The organism is Ruegeria sp. E5 (assembly GCF_056534105.1).
Genome location: NZ_JBQFPA010000007.1, coordinates 48,264 through 71,567 on the forward strand (window position 1 = coordinate 48,264; position 23,304 = coordinate 71,567).

At 57.7% G+C, this 23,304-nt stretch carries 19 protein-coding genes; 4 read left to right on the forward strand and 15 right to left on the reverse strand.

The window, feature by feature from the left end:
- Window positions 1-37: 37 nt before the first annotated feature.
- The 9 genes from ACR0BI_RS20725 to ACR0BI_RS20765 form a co-directional block, all read right to left on the reverse strand.
- Window positions 38-1,702 (reverse strand): ABC transporter permease, encoded by a 1,665-nt coding sequence (locus ACR0BI_RS20725; protein ID WP_170613512.1) that lies wholly within the window; start codon window positions 1,700-1,702, stop codon window positions 38-40.
- A 106-nt stretch (window positions 1,703-1,808) separates the two neighbouring features.
- A complete protein-coding gene (locus ACR0BI_RS20730; protein WP_480562854.1) occupies window positions 1,809-3,026 on the reverse strand; it encodes a phenylacetate--CoA ligase family protein in 1,218 nt (405 codons plus the stop codon).
- Between the two features lie 19 nt (window positions 3,027-3,045).
- Window positions 3,046-3,879: an ABC transporter ATP-binding protein gene (locus ACR0BI_RS20735; RefSeq protein ID WP_170399269.1), complete on the reverse strand. Its 834-nt coding sequence runs from the start codon at window positions 3,877-3,879 to the stop codon at window positions 3,046-3,048.
- 72 nt (window positions 3,880-3,951) lie between these two features.
- A complete protein-coding gene (locus ACR0BI_RS20740; RefSeq protein WP_170408764.1) occupies window positions 3,952-5,235 on the reverse strand; it encodes an ABC transporter substrate-binding protein in 1,284 nt (427 codons plus the stop codon).
- Between the two features lie 73 nt (window positions 5,236-5,308).
- Window positions 5,309-6,385, reverse strand: coding sequence for a branched-chain amino acid ABC transporter permease (locus ACR0BI_RS20745; RefSeq protein ID WP_170408765.1), 1,077 nt, complete (start codon window positions 6,383-6,385; stop codon window positions 5,309-5,311).
- Window positions 6,386-6,388: 3 nt separating this feature from the next.
- Window positions 6,389-6,646, reverse strand: coding sequence for a hypothetical protein (locus tag ACR0BI_RS20750; protein WP_170408766.1), 258 nt, complete (start codon window positions 6,644-6,646; stop codon window positions 6,389-6,391).
- 3 nt (window positions 6,647-6,649) lie between these two features.
- Entirely contained in the window at window positions 6,650-7,636 is a 987-nt protein-coding gene (locus tag ACR0BI_RS20755; RefSeq protein WP_170408767.1) for a branched-chain amino acid ABC transporter permease, read from the reverse strand.
- 29 nt (window positions 7,637-7,665) lie between these two features.
- The gene (locus ACR0BI_RS20760) at window positions 7,666-8,484 is read right to left on the reverse strand and encodes an ABC transporter ATP-binding protein (protein WP_170426283.1); all 819 of its coding nucleotides are present in this window, start codon (window positions 8,482-8,484) and stop codon (window positions 7,666-7,668) included.
- A 75-nt stretch (window positions 8,485-8,559) separates the two neighbouring features.
- Window positions 8,560-10,503 (reverse strand): AMP-binding protein, encoded by a 1,944-nt coding sequence (locus ACR0BI_RS20765; protein WP_170408821.1) that lies wholly within the window; start codon window positions 10,501-10,503, stop codon window positions 8,560-8,562.
- A 189-nt stretch (window positions 10,504-10,692) separates the two neighbouring features.
- Between ACR0BI_RS20765 and ACR0BI_RS20770 the strand changes: the two genes are divergently transcribed.
- Window positions 10,693-11,202 carry an LCCL domain-containing protein gene (locus ACR0BI_RS20770; RefSeq protein WP_170399288.1) on the forward strand — a complete coding sequence of 170 codons (510 nt, stop codon included), beginning with the start codon at window positions 10,693-10,695 and terminating at the stop codon, window positions 11,200-11,202.
- 16 nt (window positions 11,203-11,218) lie between these two features.
- Here ACR0BI_RS20770 and mutT read toward each other — a convergent pair whose 3' ends face one another.
- From mutT to ACR0BI_RS20785, 3 genes are read right to left on the reverse strand one after another with little or no spacing between them, the layout of a single operon-like run.
- A complete protein-coding gene (gene mutT / locus ACR0BI_RS20775; RefSeq protein WP_170334201.1) occupies window positions 11,219-11,617 on the reverse strand; it encodes an 8-oxo-dGTP diphosphatase MutT in 399 nt (132 codons plus the stop codon).
- A complete protein-coding gene (gene argJ / locus ACR0BI_RS20780; protein WP_480562853.1) occupies window positions 11,614-12,840 on the reverse strand; it encodes a bifunctional glutamate N-acetyltransferase/amino-acid acetyltransferase ArgJ in 1,227 nt (408 codons plus the stop codon). Before argJ ends, mutT begins: the two co-directional genes overlap by 4 nt.
- A 4-nt stretch (window positions 12,841-12,844) precedes the next feature.
- Window positions 12,845-13,693: a peptidylprolyl isomerase gene (locus ACR0BI_RS20785; RefSeq protein WP_170399297.1), complete on the reverse strand. Its 849-nt coding sequence runs from the start codon at window positions 13,691-13,693 to the stop codon at window positions 12,845-12,847.
- Between the two features lie 176 nt (window positions 13,694-13,869).
- Here ACR0BI_RS20785 and secA point away from each other — a divergent pair, with 176 nt between their 5' ends.
- The 3 genes from secA (at window position 13,870) to ACR0BI_RS20800 (ending at window position 19,187) form a co-directional block, all read left to right on the forward strand.
- On the forward strand, window positions 13,870-16,587 hold the full coding sequence (gene secA / locus ACR0BI_RS20790; protein WP_480562852.1) for a preprotein translocase subunit SecA: 2,718 nt from the start codon (window positions 13,870-13,872) through the stop codon (window positions 16,585-16,587).
- Window positions 16,588-16,687: 100 nt separating this feature from the next.
- A complete protein-coding gene (locus ACR0BI_RS20795; RefSeq protein WP_480503936.1) occupies window positions 16,688-17,605 on the forward strand; it encodes a hypothetical protein in 918 nt (305 codons plus the stop codon).
- A 25-nt stretch (window positions 17,606-17,630) separates the two neighbouring features.
- Complete coding sequence (locus tag ACR0BI_RS20800; RefSeq protein WP_480562851.1) at window positions 17,631-19,187, forward strand: phosphate ABC transporter substrate-binding/OmpA family protein; 1,557 nt, start codon at window positions 17,631-17,633, stop codon at window positions 19,185-19,187.
- 3 nt (window positions 19,188-19,190) lie between these two features.
- Here ACR0BI_RS20800 and radC read toward each other — a convergent pair whose 3' ends face one another.
- From radC to dnaK, 3 genes are all read right to left on the reverse strand, one after another.
- Window positions 19,191-19,946, reverse strand: a complete 756-nt coding sequence (gene radC / locus ACR0BI_RS20805; protein WP_480562850.1) for a RadC family protein — start codon at window positions 19,944-19,946, stop codon at window positions 19,191-19,193.
- A gap of 159 nt (window positions 19,947-20,105) precedes the next feature.
- The gene (dnaJ, locus tag ACR0BI_RS20810) at window positions 20,106-21,257 is read right to left on the reverse strand and encodes a molecular chaperone DnaJ (RefSeq protein WP_170399308.1); all 1,152 of its coding nucleotides are present in this window, start codon (window positions 21,255-21,257) and stop codon (window positions 20,106-20,108) included.
- A gap of 74 nt (window positions 21,258-21,331) precedes the next feature.
- Window positions 21,332-23,239: a molecular chaperone DnaK gene (gene dnaK, locus ACR0BI_RS20815; protein WP_170399312.1), complete on the reverse strand. Its 1,908-nt coding sequence runs from the start codon at window positions 23,237-23,239 to the stop codon at window positions 21,332-21,334.
- Between the last annotated feature and the right edge of the window lie 65 nt (window positions 23,240-23,304).

The following is a 23,304-nucleotide window of genomic DNA, read 5'->3' on the forward strand; positions in this document are numbered from 1 at the left end:
TGGCATCAAGGTGTTGTATTTTTGGATCGCCCGCCCGCTATCTGCGCCCAACCTGACGGCAAATCAGGATCACCGGCAACAAGCCAACCGCCAGAATAACCAGCGACGGAACCGCTGCACCTTCAAGCCTCTCATCCGAGGCCAGACGATAGGCCTGCACTGCTAGCGTGTCGAAGTTAAAAGGCCGCATGATCAGGGTCGCGGGCAGCTCTTTCATCACATCCACAAAGACAATCAACAGTGCCGTTAGCAGCGAAGGCGTAAGGATCGGCAGATGCACCCGGCGCAGCGTTCCTAACGGGGTTTGACCCAGTGACCGCGCCGCGGCATCCATATTGGCGTGAACGGTACTCTGCCCACCCTCATACGCGCTGAGCGCGGCGGCCAAAAAGCGCACCATATAGGCCGCGATCAACAACCAGATAGATCCCGTGACCAACAGTCCGGTCGAGATACCAAAGGTTTGGCGCATCCACGCATCCAGTGCGTTGTCGAATCCCGCAAAGGGGACGATCAGCCCCACGGCAATCACGCCACCCGGCACCGCATAGCCCAACCGCGCCACATAAGCCGCCATTGCGGCCCCGCGTCCGGGGCGCAGGCGTTGGAAGAATCCTATCGAAATCGCCGCGCTGACGGTGATAACCGCCGCAGTCCCCGCCAGTGTCAGCGAGTTCTGTATGAACCCGATATATCGGCGCGACAGCAGGTTCTGCTCGGATTCCAAACCCATCTGCACCAGGATAACCACAGGCAGAAGGAATCCGAACAGGACGGGAATTGCGCATAGCAGAAATGCCGCAAGTGATTGCCATCCCTTGAGTTGCGCCGCTGGCAGACCTGCGTGGCGCTTGCCTGCCTGATAGTATTTGGCTTTGCCGCGCTGTGTCCGCTCGGCCACGGCCATGACAAGCGCAAAACCCAACAGACAAAGGGCGAGTTGCGCCGCAGCAGCGCGATCAGCCATGGAAAACCAGCTTGTGTAGATGCCCGTGGCAAAAGTCTGCACTCCGAAATAGGCGACTGTGCCGAAATCGGCGATGGTTTCCATAACCGCCAGCAAGACGCCCCCCGCAATCGCCGGTCGTGCCATCGGCAGGGATACGCGCCAAAAGGCATGCCAGGGGCCATTGCCCAGCGCCCGGGCCGCCAGAAAGGCCGTGGCGCTTTGCTGCAGAAATGCCGCGCGCGCCAGCAAATAGACATAGGGATACAACACCAGGATCAACATCACCGCCGCGCCCTCGGTCGAGCGAATCTCGGGGAACCAATAGTCGCGCGGGCCCCAGCCGGTCACATCCCGCAGCGTGGTCTGAACGATTCCGGGATGATCCAGAATGAAGGTATAGGCATAGGCCAGCACATAAGCCGGAAAGGCCAGCGGCAGGACCAGAGCGATTTCCAGCCACCGCACTCCGGGAAAGCGGGTCATCGTGACCAGCCACGCAGCGCCGACACCAATCGAAAACGTCCCTGCTGCGACCAGCACCACCAGGATCACCGTGGTCAGCGCATAGCCAGGCAAAACAGTCTCTAACAAATGGGAAATTGTGTCGGTGCCACCGGTCACCGCCGCTAGAACAACCGCCACCATTGGCAACAGACAAGCGGCCGCCACGACATAGGCAATGCCGCCCACAAAGCGTGTACCTAGGGCGCCGCGATTATGTGTTCCGTGTTCTGAATATTCGACTTCGGCCATGGCGTCTGACTGAGAATCCCATAGGGTCTGCCTTTAATCGACTAAAACTCTAAGAAACACCAGTGGGCCGACTAACAAAAACTGCGGCAATGTTTGCCGCAGATCCCTATTCATAAGCGCGCTGATCCTCGATCACCAAGCCATCTTTGGGCAAAGAGCCCGGCGCCACAACTTCAATCGCGCCTTTCAGTTTCAGGACTTCGACCACCGATTTTGCATAGGCACCATCGTTCTCGCAGGGGCTTTCGATCTGAACGGTCATGGTATCCATCTCGCCCTGTCGCGCCGCAATGACACGCGCCTTGACGATTTCATCATGCTTGTCGACCAGCGCGGCCACCTGTTCGGGGCGGACGAACATGCCCTTGATCTTAGTGGTCTGATCGGCGCGACCCATCCAGCCTTTGATACGCATATTTGTGCGCCCGCACGGAGACTCTCCGGGCATGATCGCCGACAGATCACCGGTGGCAAAACGGATCAACGGGTAATCGGGGTTCAGCGTGGTCACAACCACCTCACCTACTTCACCAGGTGCAACCGGGATTCCTGTGCCGGGGGTGACGATCTCAACGATCACGTGTTCGTCGATGATCATACCCTCCATCGCAGGGCTTTCATAAGCTATGTTGCCCAGATCAGCGGTCGCGTAGCATTGCAGGCAGACGATGCCCCGATCGGCGTAATCCTGTCGTAGGCTTGGAAACAGCGCCCCGCCACCCACAACGGCCTTGGAAAATTTCAGCGCGACGCCCATGGCTTCGGCTTTATCAAGTATGACTTTCAGATAGTCGGGCGTACCTGCATATGCGGTGCAACCCACATCGCGCGCAGCGGTCACCTGCAACTCGGTCTGACCTGTACCTGCAGGCAGGACCGACGCGCCAACGGCCTGCGCGCCGCTTTCAAAGATCATGCCCGCGGGGGTGAGGTGATAGCCAAAACAGTTCTGAACGATATCGCCCGGACCAACCCCTGCAGCATTCAGGAACCGGCCCATGCGCCACCAGTCGTGATCAGTGCTGCCGGGTTCATAGATTGGCCCCGGAGATTGAAAGACATGCTGGAAATTCCGCGCCGGTTTGACGGTGAACCCTCCAAACGGAGGCCGGGTGCCCTGCGCCTTTGTCAGATCGGATTTTCGCAGAACCGGCAGTTGTGCCAGCGCCTGCATGTCTGTCACTGTGCCGGCGTCCACGTTGGACAGGATGCCGGCATATCCGGGCGCTTTTTGCGCGCGGGCAATCTGTTCTGGCAAGGCGCGCGCGTGATCAGCGGTGCGCTCGTCAGCGGATCGGGTTTCAAGCTTATCAAAATAGGTCATTGAAATATCCTCCACCCGCTTACAGCCATCTCTTGCGGCGGCGGTATGAGCGCACGTCTCGAAAGCTCTTGCGGCCTTCGTCAGACATGCCGAGATAAAATTCCTTTACGTCCGGGTTTTCGCGCAATTCAGCGGCGGGGCCGTCCATCACCACGCGGCCAGATTCCAGAATATAACCGTAATGAGCAAACCTTAGAGCCACATTTGTGTTCTGCTCAGCCAGCAGGAAGGACACGCCTTCCTTCTCGTTCAGGTCCCTTACGATGCCAAAAATCTCTTCGACAAGTTGCGGGGCTAGACCCATTGAGGGTTCATCAAGAAGGATGGTCTCGGGGCGCGACATCAGAGCCCTGCCCATCGCAACCATCTGCTGCTCACCGCCCGAAGTATAACCGGCCTGACTACGACGGCGTTCCTTCAAGCGTGGGAAGTAATTGTAAACCAGTTCCAGGTCCTGCTGGATCGCGGCAGACCCGTCCTTACGGGTATAGGCACCGGTCAGCAGATTTTCTTCGACTGTGAGGTGTTCGAAACAGTGGCGGCCTTCCATGACTTGAATGACGCCCTTCTCCACCAAGGCAGCCGGGTCGCTTTCATGCACGCCCTCGCCGCGATATTTAATCGAGCCTTTGGTGACCTCGCCCCGTTCCGAATGCAGCAAGTTCGACACGGCCTTCAAAGTGGTTGTCTTGCCCGCACCATTGCCACCCAGTAGGGCTGTGATGCCGCCCTTGGGCACAGTCAGGCTGACGCCTTTCAGAACAAGGATCACATGGTTGTAGATCACCTCGATATTGTTGACCTCAAGCAGGGTTTCCGCCTGCACGTCAGTGGTTTGTGCCGCATCCAACATCAGTGCGTGTCCTTGTGCGAGTGTGGGGTTCGGGGCGGCAGCGATCCGCCGCCCCGTTTGGTTCAGAGCACCTTATTCGCAGCGCTGAGAAATATTGTTCTCAGCAGCATATGCGCCCGAGTCTTCGTCGATCAGTGCGTTGATGACCTCAGCGTCAGTCGGTTCGAAGCCCTGAATCGAGTTCCAGGTACCCGCCGCTGCATCCCACTGAACAACGCCGACAAGGCCTGGGCCGCCGTGGTTTTCGCATGAGACCGCGAATTCAGGTCCGAAACCGGCCATACCCAACGCTTCCATCTTGGCGTTGGTGATCTCCAGCGCCTCCATGCCATCGCGCATCATCGATGCGTCGATTTCGGCAGTGCCGTGCATCTCTTGCGCGGTTTTCACTGCTTCTGCGGCCAGCATCGCAGCATAGAGGCCGCGGTTGTACTGCACCGTACCCAGTTGATCACCGGCGCCTGCAGCTTTGCCCGCATCGACGACATATTTCTTCAGGTCGTCATAGACAGGATAGTCGTCGCCCAGACCGGTGAAGGTCAGCGCTTTGTAACCGGTGGCCTTATCACCCGCAGGCTCAACATCAAACTCGGCCCCGGACCACCAGACACCGATGAAGTTCTCCATCGGGAAGCGGATATTGGCGGCTTCTTGCACGGCGACCTGGTTCATCACGCCCCAGCCCCACATGATCACATAGTCGGGCTTTTCCCGGCGGATTTGTAGCCACTGCGACTTCTGCTCCTGACCGGGGTGGTCGACCGGCAGCAGGGTCAGGTCATAGCCATGTTTTTCAGCCAGTGTTTCCAGCGTACGGATCGGTTCCTTGCCATAGGCCGAGTTGTGATAGACCAGCGCGATCTTCTTGCCGCTCAAGTCGCCACCGTTTTCGTCCAGCAGATAGTTGATCGCGCCCGACGCCCCGTTCCAGTAGTTGGCAGGATAGTTGAACACGTTGCTGAACACCTTACCGTTCGCCGCCGAGGTGCGGCCATAACCCATCGTGTGCAGCGGAATGCCGTCTGCGGTCACTTTAGGGATCAACTGATAGGTGATGCCGGTGGACAGGGGCTGATAGACCAAAGCACCTTCGCCCTTGGTCGATTCATAACATTCTACGCCTTTTTCCGTGTTATATCCGGTCTCGCATTCGATCACGTTGGCCGCAACACCGCCGATACCGCCATCGCGTTCGTTCAGCAGTGTGAAGTAGTCGGCATATCCGTCCGCAAATGGGATACCGCCGGCCGCATAAGGCCCGGTCCGGTAACTGAGCGACGGGAATACGAGGTCGGCCATGACCGGACCTGCGGCCATCACGGCGCCCAGCGCCAGGGTTGCCAGTTTCTTTTTCATCGGGTGTCTCCTCCCTTGGTTGATCCGATGTTGGGTTTCGGGTTTCACACCCTTCTTTTCGTTGGGCCGGTCCTTAGTGCGGGAACGGCCAGAGTCTGAGTTTCTCTTTCGCCACACGCCAAAGCTGCGCCAGACCGTGCGGTTCGAGGATCAGGAACATGATGATCAGAGCACCGACGATGACGAGGTTCAGGTGCGCCACGATATCTGTGGGCCAGCCCAGCAGATCGACGCCAAGCAGTTTCAAAACGACTGGCAGCAGCACGAGGAAGGCGGCACCGGCAAAGGACCCAAAAATAGACCCTAACCCGCCGATAATCACCATGAACAGCACTAGGAACGATTTTTGAATGCCGAACACTTCTCCAACCTCGACCGCGCCCAGATAGACCGCAAAGAACAGCGCGCCGGCCACGCCCACGAAGAACGAACTGACAGCAAAGGCGGTCAGCTTGGCCTTGAGCGGGTTCACCCCGATGATCTCGGCCGCGATGTCCATGTCGCGGATTGCCATCCAGGTACGACCAGTGGTGCCGCGGGTCAGGTTACGCGCGATGATTGCGCAGACGGTCAAGAAGATCAGGCAGAACAAATAAGTCGCCCATGCCGGAGCATTCGGGCCAGTGATAATGATACCGAACACATCGCGTTCCGGCGCATTGATCTGTCCCGAGGCCGAGTAGTTGTAGAACCACGGCACCCGGTTAAACAGCCACACAAGGAAGAACTGCGCCGCCAGCGTGGCCACCGCCAGATAGAATCCTTTGATCCGCAGAGAAGGTAAGCCGAAGAGGACACCCACGATCGCGGTGATGCCGCCTGCAAGGATCACATGGATGAACATGCTGACATCCGGAAAAGCCGTCATCAACTTGTAACAGGCATAGGCCCCCACAGCCATGAACCCGCCGGTGCCCAGCGACACCTGTCCGCAATAGCCCACCAGAATGTTCAGCCCGATCGCCGCAATCGCATAGATCAGGAATGGCAGCAGCAGCGCGTTGGCCCAATAGTCGTTGATGATGAACGGAATGATCCCGAACGCCACCGCCAGCACGACATAATACCGATACCGGTCAAACTTGATCGGGAAAGTCTGGCTGTCGGCGATATATGAGGTTTTGAAATCCCCGGCCTCACGATAGAACATATCTTACTTTCCCCATTCTTCCTGCGCCCGATTGCGGGCAGCGGCGTCCAGTTGATTGGACCCTTTGGCATATCCGGTGGCCTCGGAAGCGCGCACCAGTTTCATGTAAGCCAGGATGCCCATGACCAGCCCGGCAAAGGCCAGAATTACAGCGATCACAAGTTGGCCCTCGGTCAGATCGCTCGATGTCAGGGCGATGTAGCCGAAAGCCCAAAACCCCGCCCATGCGATCACGTTGATGATGGCAATCAGCTTGGTCACGCCCTACACCCTCTCGATGATCTTCTCGCCGAACAGGCCCTGAGGTCGGAACACGAGGAAGATCAGCGCCAATACATAGGCAAACCAGTTCTCGGTTGCGCCGCCAACCATCGGACCGATCGCGAATTCGAATAGTTTCTCGCCTACACCGATGATCAGACCGCCGACGATGGCCCCGGGGATCGAGGTAAACCCGCCCAGCATCAATACCGGCAGAGCCTTAAGCGCGATCAGCGACAGCGAGAACTGAACGCCCGATTTGGTGCCCCACATGATGCCCGCAACCAGCGCCACAAACCCGGCGACCGACCAGACCATGATCCAGATGAAGTTCAGCGAAATCCCGACCGATAGCGCCGCCTGATGGTCATCCGCCACCGCACGCATCGCGCGGCCCTGCTTGGTGTACTGGCTGAACGCGACCAGAGCCGCCACCAGAAGTGCTGCGATGATCGTGGCCACGATGTCCAGATTGTCGATGAAGAAACCGTAGTCGAAGATGTTAAAAGTCGTCTCGTCAATCCACAGGTTGATACCCTGCGGCAGACCCACATCCAGCGTCTTGATCTCGGACCCCCACATCAGGTCGGCGACGCCCTCAAGGAAATAGGCCAGACCGATGGTCGCCATGAACAGGATGATCGGTTCCTGTCCGACCAGATGGCGCATCACGAACCGCTGCACGCACCAGGCCAGCAACACCATCACGGCCATGGTTAGAATAATCGCAAGCAACGCGGGCACATTCCAACCAAAATTATAGACGTGCGTGCCGAAAGTCGCGTTGATCAGGTGCGCAAAAGGCACCTGCCCGTTCATGATTCCGACCAGCGTCATCGCCGCAAACAGGGCCATAACCCCTTGGGCATAATTGAAAATCCCCGACGCCTTGTAGATCAACACAAAGCCCAGCGCGACCAGCGCATACAGCACCCCAGCCATCAGACCGTTGAGGATGACCTCCATCGCGAAGATTAATTGTTCAGGCATGCCAGCCCCTCCCCAATTCTGCCCGGACCTCAGTCATGGCTGACCCCCAAATAGGCATCAATGACTTCTTGGTTGTTGCGCACCTCATCCGGGGTGCCGTCACCAATCTTTTTGCCGTAATCCATCACAACCACACGGTCGCTCAGATCCATTACCACGCCCATATCGTGCTCGATCAGCGCAATCGTGGTGCCAAACTCGTCATTCACGTCGAGGATAAAGCGGCTCATGTCCTCTTTCTCTTCGACGTTCATCCCGGCCATCGGCTCATCCAGCAGCAGCAATTTCGGTTCCGCTGCCAGCGCGCGCGCCAGTTCGACCCGTTTCTTCAACCCGTAAGGCAGCCGGGACACCGGCGTTTTGCGGATGTGCTGAATCTCAAGGAAATCAATGATCTTCTCGACCGCCTCGCGATTCTCGGTCTCTTCTGCCTCGGCCTTACCCTTCCACAGCGCCTGCTGAAGAATATTGGTCTTCATAAAACCCAAACGCCCGGTCATGACGTTGTCCAGAACGCTCATCCCTTCAAACAAGGCAATGTTCTGGAACGTCCGCGCGATCCCTTGCTGGGCTACTTCAAAGGGCCGCATCGGCGGGCGTTTGGCACCGTGAAACCAAACCTCACCCTCTTGCGGAACATAAAAGCCCGAGATCACATTCAGCATCGAGGACTTACCCGCCCCGTTTGGCCCGATGATCGCACGGATCTCACCCTCACGGATGTCGAACGAGATATCCTTGATCGCCACCACGCCGCCAAAGCGCAGGGTGATGTTCTTCATCTCCATCACCACACCGCCGATCTTGCGGCCGTCTTCGGTGACATATCCTTCGGAGTTATCCAGCATCAGAACCTCCCTGACACAAAAACGGGACGGCGGGCGGGGCGATGACCGCAGGTCGAGCGGCGCGCTTCAGCCCACTCATTCCGCCGCCACCTTGTGCTGCGCGACCGGAACCACTGGCGCATCGACAATTTCCAACGTCGCAGAAATCGATCCCTTACGACCATCTTCATAGGTCACTTCAGTCGTGGTCGAAACGCTCGACGACCCGTCGTACAACGCCGCAATAATGTCGCTGAATTTGTCCTCGACAAACCCACGCCGCACCTTGCGGGTCCGAGTCATCTCGCCATCATCGGCATCCAGTTCCTTGTGCAGAACCACAAAGCGATGCACCTGACAGCCCGATAGCATTTCATCCGCCGCGACCGACTTGTTTACCTCTTCAACGTGGCTCCGAATCGTCTCTAACACACGAGGATGTCCCGCAAGTTCCTGATAGGACGCGTAGGCCACGTTGTTGCGTTCCGCCCAGTTTCCGACCGCCGTCAGGTCGATATTGATGAAAGCGACGCATCGATCCTTGCCATTCCCGAACAGCACGACTTCAAGAATATCGGGATAGAATTTCAGCTTGTTCTCGACATATTTCGGCGCAAACATCGAACCATCAGCCATCTTGCCCACGTCTTTGGCACGATCAATGATCCGCAGATGGCCTGAATTCTCCTCGATGAACCCGGCATCCCCCGTCGCCACCCAACCTTCGGCATCCTTGGTCGAAGCCGTCGAATCCGGGTTGTTGTAATACTCGACGAACACGCCGGGTGAGCGGTAATGAATCTCGCCCTTATCATCGATCTTCAGCTCGACATCCGGCGCCGGAACACCAACCGTATCCGCCCGAACCTCGCCATCCGGCTGCACGGTGATGAACACGGTCGCTTCGGTCTGACCGTAAAGCTGCTTCAGGTTGATGCCCAAAGAGCGGTAGAAATCAAAGATTTCCGGCCCGATCGCTTCACCCGCCGTATAGCCCACACGGAACCGGCCATAGCCAAGCGTATCTTTCAGCGGGCCATAGACCAGCAAATTGCCCAGCATGTATTTCAGCTTGTCGCCAAAGCCCACCGGCTTGCCGTCCAGCAACAGGCCACCCACCTTCTTGGCATGGGCCATGAAATAATGGAACATGCGCTGCTTCAGCTTGCCCGCATCCTCCATCCGGATCATCACGTTGGTCAGCTGGGTTTCGAACACCCGCGGCGGGGCAAAGAAATAGGTCGGCCCGATCTCGCGCAGGTCGGTCATCATCGTGTCGGCGCTTTCGGGGCAGTTCACGCAGAAGCCGCACCAATAAGCCTGACCAATCGAGAATATGAAATCGCCAACCCAAGCCATCGGCAGGTAAGACAGGATGTCTTCGTTCCGGGTCAGATGATCGAATTCCGCCGAGTTCTTAGCGCTTTCGATAACATTGCGGTTCGACAGCACCACGCCCTTGGGCTTGCCCGTGGTGCCCGAGGTATAAAGCATCACGCAGGTATCATCGTAAGTGATCGCCGCAATGCGCTTGTCCAGTTCCGCATCAAACCGCGCGTGCCCCGCACTGCCCTCGGCCATGATGTCCTCAAGCGCGTTCATCTGCGAGTGGTCATACTTCCGCATCCCGCGCTTGTCGGTATAGAGTATGTGTTTGACTTGATGCAGGTTTTCCTGAATCTCGATGACTTTGTCGACCTGCTCCTGGTCACCGCAGACGACATATTTCGCGCCGCAATGCTCCAGCACATAGGCCATCTCTTCGGCGACCGAATCCTGATACAGAGGCACCGGCACCGCGCCTACCATCTGAGCGGCAACCATCGACCAGTAATGGGCGGGACGGTTCCGACCAATCACAGCAATATGGTCACCCTTTTCAACGCCAAGTTCTAGAAACCCAAGCGCGATGGCACGGATTTCTTTGGCGGCTTCCGCCCAGGTCCAGCATTGCCAGATCCCGAATTCCTTTTCCCGATAGGCCGGGGCATCCCCGAACTGGGTCACATTGCGGTGTAATAGCGCCGGAAGAGAGTCCATCCCTTCAGCGCCCGACTGCGTCTGAGCCAATCTTTCTCTCCTCCCCATCCGACCCCTCCCCGGGCCGAAAATGGCGGGTTCGGGATGGTGCCCGAACGCCAATGCCCCGATAAGGGACGTCGTAACGATCAGCGTCAAGTTTTGCCTGATGTTTTCTCAATTCTTACGAATTGTAACAGGGGCTGAGGAATGAAGTTCCGAGTTGTACAAGATGTAAAAATCGTTGAACTGGATAAACCAGCGCTGCCAAAAGCGAATACAACCGCCGCATTTTTTTGGGCAACGCGTGAGTTCGTGATAGAATTGATAATGCATAGAGCTCAGCAGATCATATTTGTGGCCATCGCGGTTTTTGTGATCGCTGGTAGCGGGAGTGGACCGATTTCAGCCGATGAGCTAAAGGATTGCCCCGGCCATATTGGTGAACTTGACTTACCCATTGAGTGCATGTGCACAAAAGAGGCGCAACGGATACGGCCGTTCAATGTACAAGGATGCGAAGTGTACGCTTGGTGGAGCAACATTTGTATGGCCGCGGTGCATGCGGGAATTGCTACGCGTGAGGGCGGGCCAGTCCGGATCGAACAAAGGGAACCTCAAGCAGAATACGTCGGTTGCCTTCGTAACGATATGTTCAGCAATGACATGCACCACAGTGATTTGCCAAGCTTTGTCGTTTTGCCAGTTGAGTCAGATTAGAGTCTTTTTTAAGGGCTTATAGCCAATCCCGCAAAATCGGGATCAACGGCACATCTGCCGCAGGCATCGGGTAGTTCCTCAGATCATTCGCCCGCACCCATTTCAGCGCCTGTCCTTCTTTCGATTGCGGTATCCCCTCCCATTTGCGGCAGGCAAACAGCGGCATCAGCAGGTGGAAATCGTCATAGCTGTGGCTGGCAAAGGTCAGCGGCGCGAGGCATGAGGCCCAGGTGTCGATGCCCAGTTCCTCGTGCAATTCGCGGATCAGGGCGGCCTCGGGGGTTTCTCCGGGTTCGATCTTGCCGCCGGGGAATTCCCAGAGACCGGCCATGGATTTGCCTTCGGGGCGTTGGGCCAGTAGGACGCGGCCCTCGATGTCGATCAGAGCGACAGCAGACACCAATACTGTCTTCACGAGCGATAATCCGCGTTGATCTCGATATATCCGTGGGTCAGATCGCAGGTCCAGACGGTGGAAGCGCCCTGACCCAGTCCCAGATCGACTGCGATCACCAAATCCTGACCTTTCATATAGGCCGCAGCGTCTTCCTCGCGGTAGTCGGGGCTGACCCAGCCTTTTTCAGCCACAAGGATGTCTCCGAACGATATGCTCAAAAGGTCGCGGTCTGCAGCAGCACCGGATTTGCCGATGGCCATGACGATGCGGCCCCAATTCGGGTCCTCGCCCGCGATGGCGGTTTTGACCAGCGGGGAGTTGGCGATAGCCAGCCCGTGGGTTTTGGCATCAGCATCCGTGGCGGCGCCGGTCACACGAATTTCGACGAATTTCGTGGCCCCTTCGCCGTCGCGGACCACTTGCTGCGCAAGGTCCAACATCACTGTTTCCAGCGCTTGCGCGAAAGCGGCATTGCCGGTGGCATCGACGCCCGATGCCCCGGTGGCGCAAAGCAAGAGGCTGTCGGATGTCGAGGTATCGCTATCCACAGTGATGCAGTTGAAGGTCCGGTCGGTCTGCGCGCCCAGCATCGCCTGCAGCGCTGTCTGCTCGATCTGAGCGTCGGTGAAGATATAAACCAGCATCGTCGCCATATCGGGCGCGATCATGCCGGAACCCTTCGCTATCCCCGCAATAGAGACTGTTTGGCCGCCAATATCGACCTGCGCCGACGACCCCTTCGGGAAGGTGTCGGTGGTCATGATCGAGCGCGCCGCGTCCTCGATCGCGTGACGGCTGAGGCCCGCCTTCAACGCCTCAAGCTGTGCAACGATGCGGTCATGGGGCAGCGGCTCGCCGATGACACCGGTCGACGAGGTAAAAACCCGATCTACCTCAACACCGGTAGCTTTGGAGACGGCTTGCGTCACCTCGGCCACTGAGGTCTGCCCGTAATGGCCGGTAAACGCATTGGCGTTGCCCGAATTCACAAGGATCGCTGCAGGCCCGTCGCCGGGCCCGCCGATCTTGTCCTGACAATCCAGAACGGGGGCCGCACGGGTGGCCGAGCGGGTGAACACTCCGGCCACCGAGGTGCCCGGATCAAGAACGGCCAGCATCACATCGGTGCGGCCTTGATATCGGACACCAGCCTCGACAGTGGCGAAGCGCACACCGTCGATCGCGGGCAATTCGGGGAAGGCCGCCGGGGCCAGCGGTGAAACCTTGGTTATCGTGGCCACGGGGTTACTCCTGCAGCAGCTCCAGCTGGCGCATGACCTCGGGGCCGGCGCCCTCGAGCGCGGGACGCTCGATCTGCGCTTGCTGCGTCAACTCGTCAATCTTGGCCTGAATTGCTTCTTGCCGAATGGTCTGAGCCAATTCATCGCGCACGACCGCCAATTCGGGGGCCTCGGTCTTGCGCTTGTCGTTCAGCGTGACCACGTGCCAACCAAACTGGGTTTGCACCGGATCCGAGACCTGACCCTTTTCAAGGCCAAGCACGGCACCTTCAAACTCGGGCACCATCTGGCCTTTGCCGAACCAGCCCAGCGCACCGCCATTGGGGCCAGAGGGTCCTGTGGATTTTTCTTTCGCTAGCTCAGCGAAATCTGCGCCTTCTTCAAGTTGTGCTTTGACAGCTTTGGCTTCGTCCTCGGATTCGACCAGAATGTGGCTGGCATTGAACTCGTCTTCGCCCTGAAACTCGGCGAATTGCGTGTCATAGGCGGCCTGTATGGCCTCATCAGTGACACTGGCGGCTGTCAGCGCTTCGACGGTTTGTACGGCGCGCAGGGACCGGGTTTCGTTTTCCAGTCGAAGGGCGTTTAGTGTATTCAGCTCTTCCTGTTCAAGGCTCAGCAGGTGCTGCTGGACCAGTTGCTCGAGGATGAAATCATATAGCACCTCATCTTCAAGCTGCTGATACTGCGCCGGCAGCGCCGAGGCGGTGGCGATGACGTGACCCAATGTGATCTCGTCGCCGTTCACGCGGGCAACCACGGTGTTGGCATCCGGTGCGTCCTGGGCGGCCAGCGGCAACGCCATCACGGCAGCAAGCGCAAGCGATGGCAGAAAAGTGAGGCCTTTGGGCATGGAATTATCCTATTTCTTTGCCGCGACAGGGCGCAGCGTTGACACTGTGGAACCTGCCCCTTACATCGCTTTGAAGCCTTGGACAGGGCCGCCTTTCACCCCCCGTATCTAGGGGCTGCGCGCAAGGTGGGCAAGCCTGTCGCAACCAAGAAAAAAACAGATCCGCTGGAGTGAACATGCTGGGACTCGGAACGCTCGCCAAAAAGGTGTTCGGAACACCGAACGACCGCAAGATCAAGGCGGCCCGCCCGCTGGTCGAAAAGATCAATGCGCTGGAGCCGGAGTTCGAGATCCTGACCGACGATGGCCTGATCGAGAAAACCGCTGAGCTGCGCAAACGAGCGCTGGACGGTGAAAAGCTGGATGACTTGCTGCCGGAAGCATTTGCCAATGTCCGCGAAGGGGCCAAGCGCGCCCTAGGTCTTCGGGCCTTTGATGTGCAGTTGATGGGTGGTTTGTTCCTGCACCAGGGCAATATCTCGGAAATGAAAACGGGTGAAGGCAAAACCCTGGTCGCCACCTTCCCCGCCTATCTGAATGCACTGACCGGCAAGGGCGTACATGTGGTCACGGTGAACGAATACCTGGCCAAGCGCGACTCGGAATGGATGGGCAAGGTATTTGCGTCCGTTGGCATGACGACCGGTGTGATCTGGTCGGGCCAACCGGATGCCGAGAAGATGGCGGCGTACAAGTGTGACATCACCTATGCCACAAATAATGAGTTGGGCTTTGACTATCTGCGCGACAACATGAAGGCCGATCTGGAACAGGTCTATCAGAAGCACCACAATTTCGCGATCGTCGACGAAGTCGACTCGATCCTGATTGATGAGGCGCGGACGCCGCTGATCATCTCGGGGCCGGCACAAGACCGATCGGACCTTTATACTGCCATCGATACCGTGATCCCGACGCTGCAGGACGATCATTACTCGCTCGATGAAAAAAGCCGCAGCGTGACGTTCACCGATGAAGGCAACGAGTTTTTGGAGCAGCAACTGCTTTCAGCGGGTCTGCTGCCCGAGGGGCATTCGCTGTACGACCCCGAAAGCACCACTGTGGTGCATCACGTCAATCAGGGCCTGCGCGCGCATAAACTGTTCCAACGGGACAAGGACTATATCGTTCGGGATGGCAATGTGGTGCTGATCGACGAATTCACCGGTCGGATGATGCCGGGCCGCCGCTTGTCGGAAGGTCTGCACCAAGCCATCGAAGCCAAGGAAGGCGTACAGATTCAGCCCGAGAATGTGACTCTGGCCAGTGTGACATTCCAGAACTATTTCCGCCTCTATGACAAGCTGTCCGGCATGACCGGTACTGCGCTGACCGAGGCGGAAGAATTTCAGGAAATCTATGGTCTGGGTGTGGTCGAGGTTCCGACCAACAAACCAATCGCGCGTGAGGACAAAGACGACCAGGTCTATCGCACGACAGCCGAAAAATACGGTGCCATTATTGAACAGGTCAAAAAGGCCGGTGAAAAAGGTCAGCCGGTTCTTGTCGGCACCACGTCGATCGAAAAGTCCGAAGTGATCAGCCAGATGCTGACTAAGGAGGGTATCGAGCACAATGTTCTGAACGCCCGTCAGCACGAACAGGAAGCCCAGATCGTGGCAGATGCCGGCCGTCTGGGTGCGGTGACCATCGCCACCAACATGGCGGGTCGCGGTACTGACATCCAGCTGGGCGGTAACGTTGAGATGAAGGTGCTACAGGCGCTGGCCGAAAACCCCGAGGCTGACCCGGCCGAGTTGCGTGCGGAAGAAGAAGCCAAGCACGCGGAAGAAAAGGAAAAGGTGCTGCAGGCCGGTGGTCTTTACGTAATGGCGTCCGAACGTCATGAAAGCCGCCGGATCGACAATCAGCTGCGCGGGCGTTCGGGACGCCAGGGTGACCCGGGCCGCACCGTGTTCTACCTGAGCCTGGAAGATGACCTGATGCGCATCTTCGGTTCGGAACGTCTGGACAAGGTCCTGACCACGCTGGGCATGAAAGAGGGCGAGGCAATCATTCACCCCTGGGTGAACAAATCGCTGGAACGGGCGCAATCCAAGGTCGAAGGTCGCAACTTTGACATGCGCAAAAACGTTCTGAAATTCGACGACGTGATGAACGATCAGCGGAAAGTCGTGTTCAGCCAGCGGCGTGAAATCATGTCAGCAGATGATCTGTCGGATGTCGTGTCCGATATGCGTGAGCAGGTGATCGACGATATGATCGACGAATTCATGCCGCCAAAATCATATGCAGATCAATGGGATACAGAAGGTCTGCACGAAGCGGTCAAAGAGAAGCTGACCATCGATGCGCCGGTTCAGGACTGGGCCGCCGAGGAAGGCGTAGATGACGAGCAAATCCGCGAACGTCTGATCAAGGCCGCCGATGAAATGATGGCGCAGAAGGCCGTGGCGTTTGGCCCGGAAAACATGCGCAACATCGAAAAGCAGGTTCTGCTGCAGACTATCGATGGCAAATGGCGCGAACATCTTTTGACGCTGGAACATCTGCGCTCGGTCGTGGGTTTCCGTGGCTATGCACAGCGCGATCCGCTGAACGAGTACAAGAACGAAAGCTTCCAGCTGTTCGAAGGGATGCTTGATTCCTTGCGCGAAACCGTCACTCAGCAATTGTCGCGCGTACGCCCGCTGAGCGAAGAAGAACAGAAGGAAATGCTCGCGCAGATGGCAGCGCAACAGGCACAGGCGCAGAAAGCTGTGGATCAAGCTGCCGGGAATGCCGAGGCGATCGCCGAAGCCGAAGCGTCTGGTGACAGTCGTCCGGGTTTTGTCGAGGATGATCCTTCGACTTGGGGTAACCCGTCACGCAATGATCCTTGCCCTTGTGGCTCGGGGAAAAAATTCAAACATTGCCACGGCAGGCTGACTTAACGTCACCTGTTTTCCACCACAATGAGTCCGCCTCACGGCCACATATTGGCCTTGATTGGGAAGCAAATTGCGACTCGCTCCTTCAACTGGGGAGGGTGTCTTGTTTGTCATTAAGAACTACGTGACCACGGGCGGAACCGTTGCCTGCGCTCTGGCCATTGGATATTTGATGCAAAGCGGATCGGCGCAGCAACCCAATGCTGAGCCGAGCGGTGAACGCGTCGCTTCGATCTCGGAGCAGGACTCGGACCTGACCGGACTGGAAAGCGTTGTCCTGACCTCTTCTTCCCCGACAGAAGCGCGTCCCAAGGATCTATCTCAATCCACGCGCCCGGCGCAAGAAACCAGCCGTTTGCCTTCGAATTGCGATATGAGCGCGCGCGCCATGGCTGTGCCCGGCGCCAACGTACGGCTGCGGGTCAAGGCCCCCTGCCACGCCAATGAGATCATTGAGGTTCATCACAACGGGCTGGTTTTCAGCACCGAGACCGATGCGCTTGGCGGCTTGAACCTGACCATCCCGGCGCTGTCGGAATACGCTATTTTCCTGATCTCGCTGCCGGATGAGAAAGGCACCGTTGCGACGACGCATGTGCCCGAGATCAACAGCTTCAACCGGGTTGCCTTGCAGTGGCAGGGCGAAACCGATCTGCAGCTTCATGCGCTGGAATTCGGCGCAGGTTACGGGGAAGAAGGCCACGTTTGGTCCGGGTCCCAGACCGGCGGCGCGGGCTCGGTGATCCATCTGGGTCAGGGCGGTTCGGACGTCGCGCGCAATATCGAGGTTTATTCGTACCCCATTGAGACCGCAACCGAAGCCGGAAGTATCACACTGTCGGTTGAAACTGAGGTCACTGAAGCAAATTGCGGCAAGCCCCTAAGCGTGCAATCATTGGAATGGCGCGCGGAACGGCTACGCTCACGCGACCTGTCGCTGGATATGCCCGGTTGTGAGGCAGCTGGCGATTTTCTGGTGTTGAATAATCTGTTCTCAGACCTGACAATCGCTGCCAAATAAGCAGCAGGCAGATCTACGGTTTCCAATGAGCATTCTTCGTGCGGCGTTCGCCGCGCTCTTTGCCTTATCCTTGGCACAAAGCGTATTCGCGCAGGACATCACTTTGACCTCGCATGACGGCAAGGTAGAAGTGGTCGGCACCCTTCTTGGTTACGACGGTGAATTCTACCGTGTCGATACGCAGTTCGGAGAGCTGACGGTCGATGGATCAGGGGTCACCTGCGACGGCCCAGCTTGCCCCAACCTGATGGATTTTGTGGCCGAAGTTCGGTTCTCTGGCTCATCAGTGATCGCCGAGACACTGCTGCCCGCGCTTGCACAGGGCTTTGCCATCGAGGAAGGGTTAACCCTGTCACAGCCCGAGGGCACCGGAGACCTGCGGGTCTACGCTCTGAATCACCCTGATCGGCAGGCGCCTTTGGCGAGGTTCATATTTCGTGCAACGGATACGGCTGACGGCTTTATCGATCTGGTTGAGAACACCGCAGATGTTGTGTTGGCGCAGCGGGAAATTCGATCAGACGAACTGGAGTTGACCAAAGCCGCTGGGCTCGGAGATCTGACGCAAACCCGCCGGTCGCGTGTCTTGGCTCTGGATGCAATCGTGCCGATCGTGTCGGCCGACAATCCCGTGCGCCAGATATCGCTTGCTGATCTGGTGAAGGTTTTCACCGCCGAGGTCGCAAATTGGGGCGATCTCGGTGGGCCTGATGCGCCGATCTCTCTGCATCTGCCACAGGTCGGTTCCGGGCTGGATCAGGTGGTCGAGGATTTGCTGTTAGCACCTGCCAACGCGCATATGACCGCTCAGGTCACGCGCCACGATCGAAACAGCAATCTGGTGCGCACGGTCTCGAACGACCCGTTCGCGCTCGGCGTCGCCAGTCTTGCCGAGGCCGGGACTGTGCGCGCCCTGCCTCTGACCGGTGGGTGCGGACATGCCCTGTCGCCAACACGGCAATCGATCAAGACCGAAGATTATCCGCTGACCTCACCCATGTTTTTCTATTTGCCACAAAGACGATTGCCCAAAGTCGCGCGACAGTTTTTGGCCTATACCCAAAGCAGCGCCGCACAGATGGTCATCCGGCAAGCCGGATTTGTCGATCAATCCCTTGAAACAATCCAGGTTGGGCTGCAAGGCGATCGGCTGGCCAATGCGATCAGCACCGGTGGAGCTGAGGTCGGGTTGGAAGAGTTGCAGCGCATGATCGAAACCCTCCGTCCACTTTCGCGGCTATCTTTGTCATTTCGGTTCGAACCGGGGTCGTCGCGACCCGATGCTCAGTCCCGGTCAAACATCTTGAACCTTGCGCAAGCTTTGGAAAGCGGAACGTTGGAGGCGCGTCAATTGATCTTTGTTGGGTTTAGTGACGGCGAGGGCGCGGCGGTCGCAAATTCACGTATTGCCCTGCAGCGTGCCAAAACCGTCCGAAACGCAGTGCTGGCATCGGTCGAAACCAGCCTCCCCGACAGCATCGAAATCAGTGTCGAGGGCTTTGGCGAGGCCATGCCGATGGCCTGCGACGACACCGAATGGGGCCGTAAGGTGAATCGTCGGGTCGAAGTTTGGGTCCAATAGCCCTTACAGATAGCCGTTCGAGCGGAAACTCAATTCGGTCGATTTGCCGATGATCAGGTGATCATGCAATGTCAGCCCAAGGGCGGAACATGCATCCTGAATCCGATTGGTCATATCGATATCCGATTGCGATGGCGTCGGATCACCAGACGGATGATTATGGACCAGGATCAGGGCCGAGGCATTGAGTTCCAGCGCCCGCTTCGCGACCTCTCGCGGATAGACCGGCACATGATCCACCGTGCCTTTGGCCTGCTCTTCATCCGCAATCAGCACATTCTTGCGATCTAGATAAAACACACGAAACTGCTCGATCTCGCGGTGCGCCATCGTGGTGTGACAATAGTCCAGAAGCGCATCCCATCCCGAGATCACATGCCGTTGCATCACCCGGGCACGCGCCATGCGATGGGCACAGGCCTCAAGGATTTTCAGATCGGTAATCACCGTGTCCCCAACGCCTTTGATCTGACGCAGCCGTTCCTCGGGTGCAGTCAACACACGATTGAAATCACCAAACGCATCCATCAGCGCGCGCGCCAGCGGTTTCACATCCTGACGCGGGATGGATCGGAACAGAGCAAGTTCCAGCAGTTCATAATCCGGCATCGCTGCTGATCCGCCAGACATGAACCTTTCGCGCAGCCGCTTGCGATGGTCTTTGATGTAGGAGGGTAACCGACCAACGGGCAGCGGCTGCGCCGGTGCTTCATCCGTATCGAACAGCATGGGGGCTTCGGCAAAGGCGTCTTGGGTCATAACACCACTCTGACGCAGAATCGGTTTCCGAAAAGTTAACGCGCTCTATCCCTGCCCGCCGGATCGGCAACACACGGATCCCCTGTTTCATCTGGCCATAAATATCTCGGGGGGGGTCGCCCAAAGGGCGATGGGGGCAGAGCCCCCCTGCTTAACCGTTTAACCCTTCATGCCATCCCAGAAGGACTTTACAGAAGAGAAAAAGCTTTTAGATTCCGGATGGTTATCCTCACCCAAATCGTCAAACTCACGCAGAAGTTCTTTCTGACGACTGGTCAGATTGACCGGAGTTTCCACGGCAAGTTCGATGAACATATCCCCGATGCCTCCGCCACGCAGAGCGGGCATGCCTTTGCTACGCAGGCGCATCTGGCGACCCGACTGGCTGCCGGCAGGAATCTGTACACGACCGCGACCACCGTCGATGGTCGGCACCTCGATCGAACCGCCAAGTGCTGCCTTGGCCATGCTGACTGGCACACGGCAATAGAGGTTCACGCTGTCACGTTCGAACAGCTTGTGCTCGGAAACTTCGACAAAAATATAGAGGTCACCCGGAGGACCACCACGCATTCCGGCCTCACCCTCACCGGCCAGACGAATCCGGGTGCCGGTCTCGACACCGGCAGGGATGTTCACGGACAATGCGCGATCTTTTTCAACACGCCCCGCACCTTGGCACGACTTACAAGGGTTCTTAATGATCTGACCCAAACCAGAGCAGGTCGGGCAGGTGCGCTCAACCGTGAAAAAGCCCTGTTGCGCGCGAACCTTGCCCATGCCGGAACAAGTCGGACAGGCAGTAGGTTCAACACCACCTTCGGCACCAGTTCCCTCGCAAGAGGAACAGGCCACAGCCGTAGGAACGTTTATGGTTTTCTGCAGGCCTGCATAAGCCTCTTCCAGCGTGACCCGCAGGTTATAGCGCAGGTCTGAACCGCGTGCAGCGCGACGGCCCCCGCCTGCCCCACGCTGGCCACCCATGAAGTCGCCGAACAGATCGTCGAACACGTCAGAGAACGCGCTGGAGAAATCGCCCTGACCGAAGCCGCCACCGGGACGGCCGCCGCCGCCACCCATGCCGTTTTCAAACGCAGCGTGACCAAAGCGGTCATAAGCGGCTTTCTTGTCAGCATCACGCAGAACATCGTAAGCCTCGTTGGCCTCTTTGAACTGCGCTTCGGCATCGGGGTTGTCCTTGTTGCGATCGGGATGCAGCTGTTTGGCTTTCGAGCGAAAGCCTTTCTTGATCTCATCCGCAGAAGCGCCCTTGGACACGCCGAGCACTTCGTAATAGTCGCGTTTGGACATCAGTATTTCCTTCTGCCTCAACGTAATCGGGCCGGCCCGGCAACCGGACCGGCCCAAATTGGCCCGGTTACCCGTTAGTTACGCTTGTCGTCGTCCAGATCTTCGAACTCGGCGTCGACAATGTCATCGTCACCCGGCGCGGCATCTGCGGCTGCGGGCTCATCTTCGCCCTCTTCCGCCTGTGCCTTATAGATCGCCTCACCCAGTTTCATGGCCGCTTCGGTCACGTTCTGGATGCCCGACTTGATCTTGTCGGCATTGTCCGTTTCCAGCTCATCCTTGAGCGCAGCAACGGCCAGCTCGATCGCTTCTACGGTCGACGGGTCGACCTTGTCGCCATGTTCCTCGATCGATTTCTCGGTCGCGTGGACAAGGCTTTCGGCCTGGTTCTTGGCTTCGACCAGCTCTTTGCGGGCCTTGTCTGCCTCGGCGTTTTCCTCGGCATCCTTGACCATCTTGTCGATATCTTCGTCCGACAGACCGCCCGAGGCCTGAATGGTGATCTTCTGCTCTTTGCCAGTGCCTTTGTCCTTGGCCGAAACCGAGACAATGCCGTTGGCGTCGATGTCAAAAGTCACCTCGATCTGAGGCATGCCGCGCGGTGCGGGCGGGATCTCTTCCAGATTGAACTGACCCAGGATCTTGTTGTCCGCAGCCATTTCGCGCTCACCCTGGAAACAGCGGATGGTCACGGCGTTCTGGTTGTCCTCGGCGGTCGAGAAGACCTGAGACTTCTTGGTCGGGATCGTGGTGTTGCGGTCGATCAGGCGGGTGAACACGCCACCCAACGTTTCGATGCCCAGCGACAGCGGGGTCACGTCCAGCAGAACCACGTCTTTGACGTCGCCCTGCAGAACACCGGCCTGAATGGCGGCACCCATAGCAACAACTTCGTCCGGGTTCACACCCTTGTGCGGCTCCTTACCGAAGAACTTGGTGACCTCTTCGATCACTTTCGGCATCCGGGTCATACCACCAACCAGAACAACCTCATCCACGTCGCCAGCCGACAGGCCTGCGTCTTTCAGGGCAGCCTGGCAAGGCTTCATCGACTTCTTGATCAGGTCGCCAACCAGCGATTCCAGCTTGGCACGGGTCAGTTTCATGACCATGTGCAGCGGTTGACCGTTCGAGCCCATCGAGATGAACGGCTGGTTGATTTCGGTCTGCGAGGTCGAGGACAGCTCGATCTTGGCTTTTTCAGCAGCTTCTTTCAGACGCTGCAGGGCCATCTTGTCGGCAGACAGATCGACACCGTGTTCCTTTTTGAACTCATCCGCCAGGTAGTTGACGATGCGCATGTCAAAGTCTTCACCACCCAGGAAGGTGTCACCGTTGGTCGACTTCACCTCGAACAGGCCGTCGTCGATTTCCAGAATGGTTACGTCGAAAGTACCACCACCAAGGTCATAAACCGCGATGGTTTGGGTTTCTTCTTTGTCCAGACCATAGGCCAGTGCGGCAGCTGTCGGTTCGTTGATGATCCGCAGCACTTCCAGACCGGCGATTTTACCGGCGTCTTTGGTGGCCTGACGCTGTGCGTCGTTGAAGTATGCCGGAACGGTGATAACCGCCTGCGTGACTTCCTCACCCAGATAGCTTTCTGCGGTTTCCTTCATCTTGCCCAGAGTGAAGGCCGAGATCTGGCTTGGGGAGTACTTTTCACCACGGGCTTCAACCCACGCGTCGCCATTGCCGCCATCAACGATGGCGTAGGGCACCATTTTCTTGTCTTTTTCGACTTCTGCATCATCCACACGACGACCGATCAGACGCTTGACGCCAAAGATCGTGTTGTCGGGGTTGGTGACCGCCTGACGTTTTGCAGGCTGACCGACCAGACGCTCATCTTCTGTAAAAGCGACGATCGAGGGCGTGGTCCGCGCCCCTTCAGCGTTTTCGATGACCTTCGGCTGCGAGCCGTCCATGATGGCCACACACGAGTTGGTGGTACCGAGGTCAATCCCGATTACTTTTCCCATATTTTCAATCCCTTTCCATTCAAGGCGATGTCCCGAGGGTTGGACCCGTTGCGGCATCCTGCCCC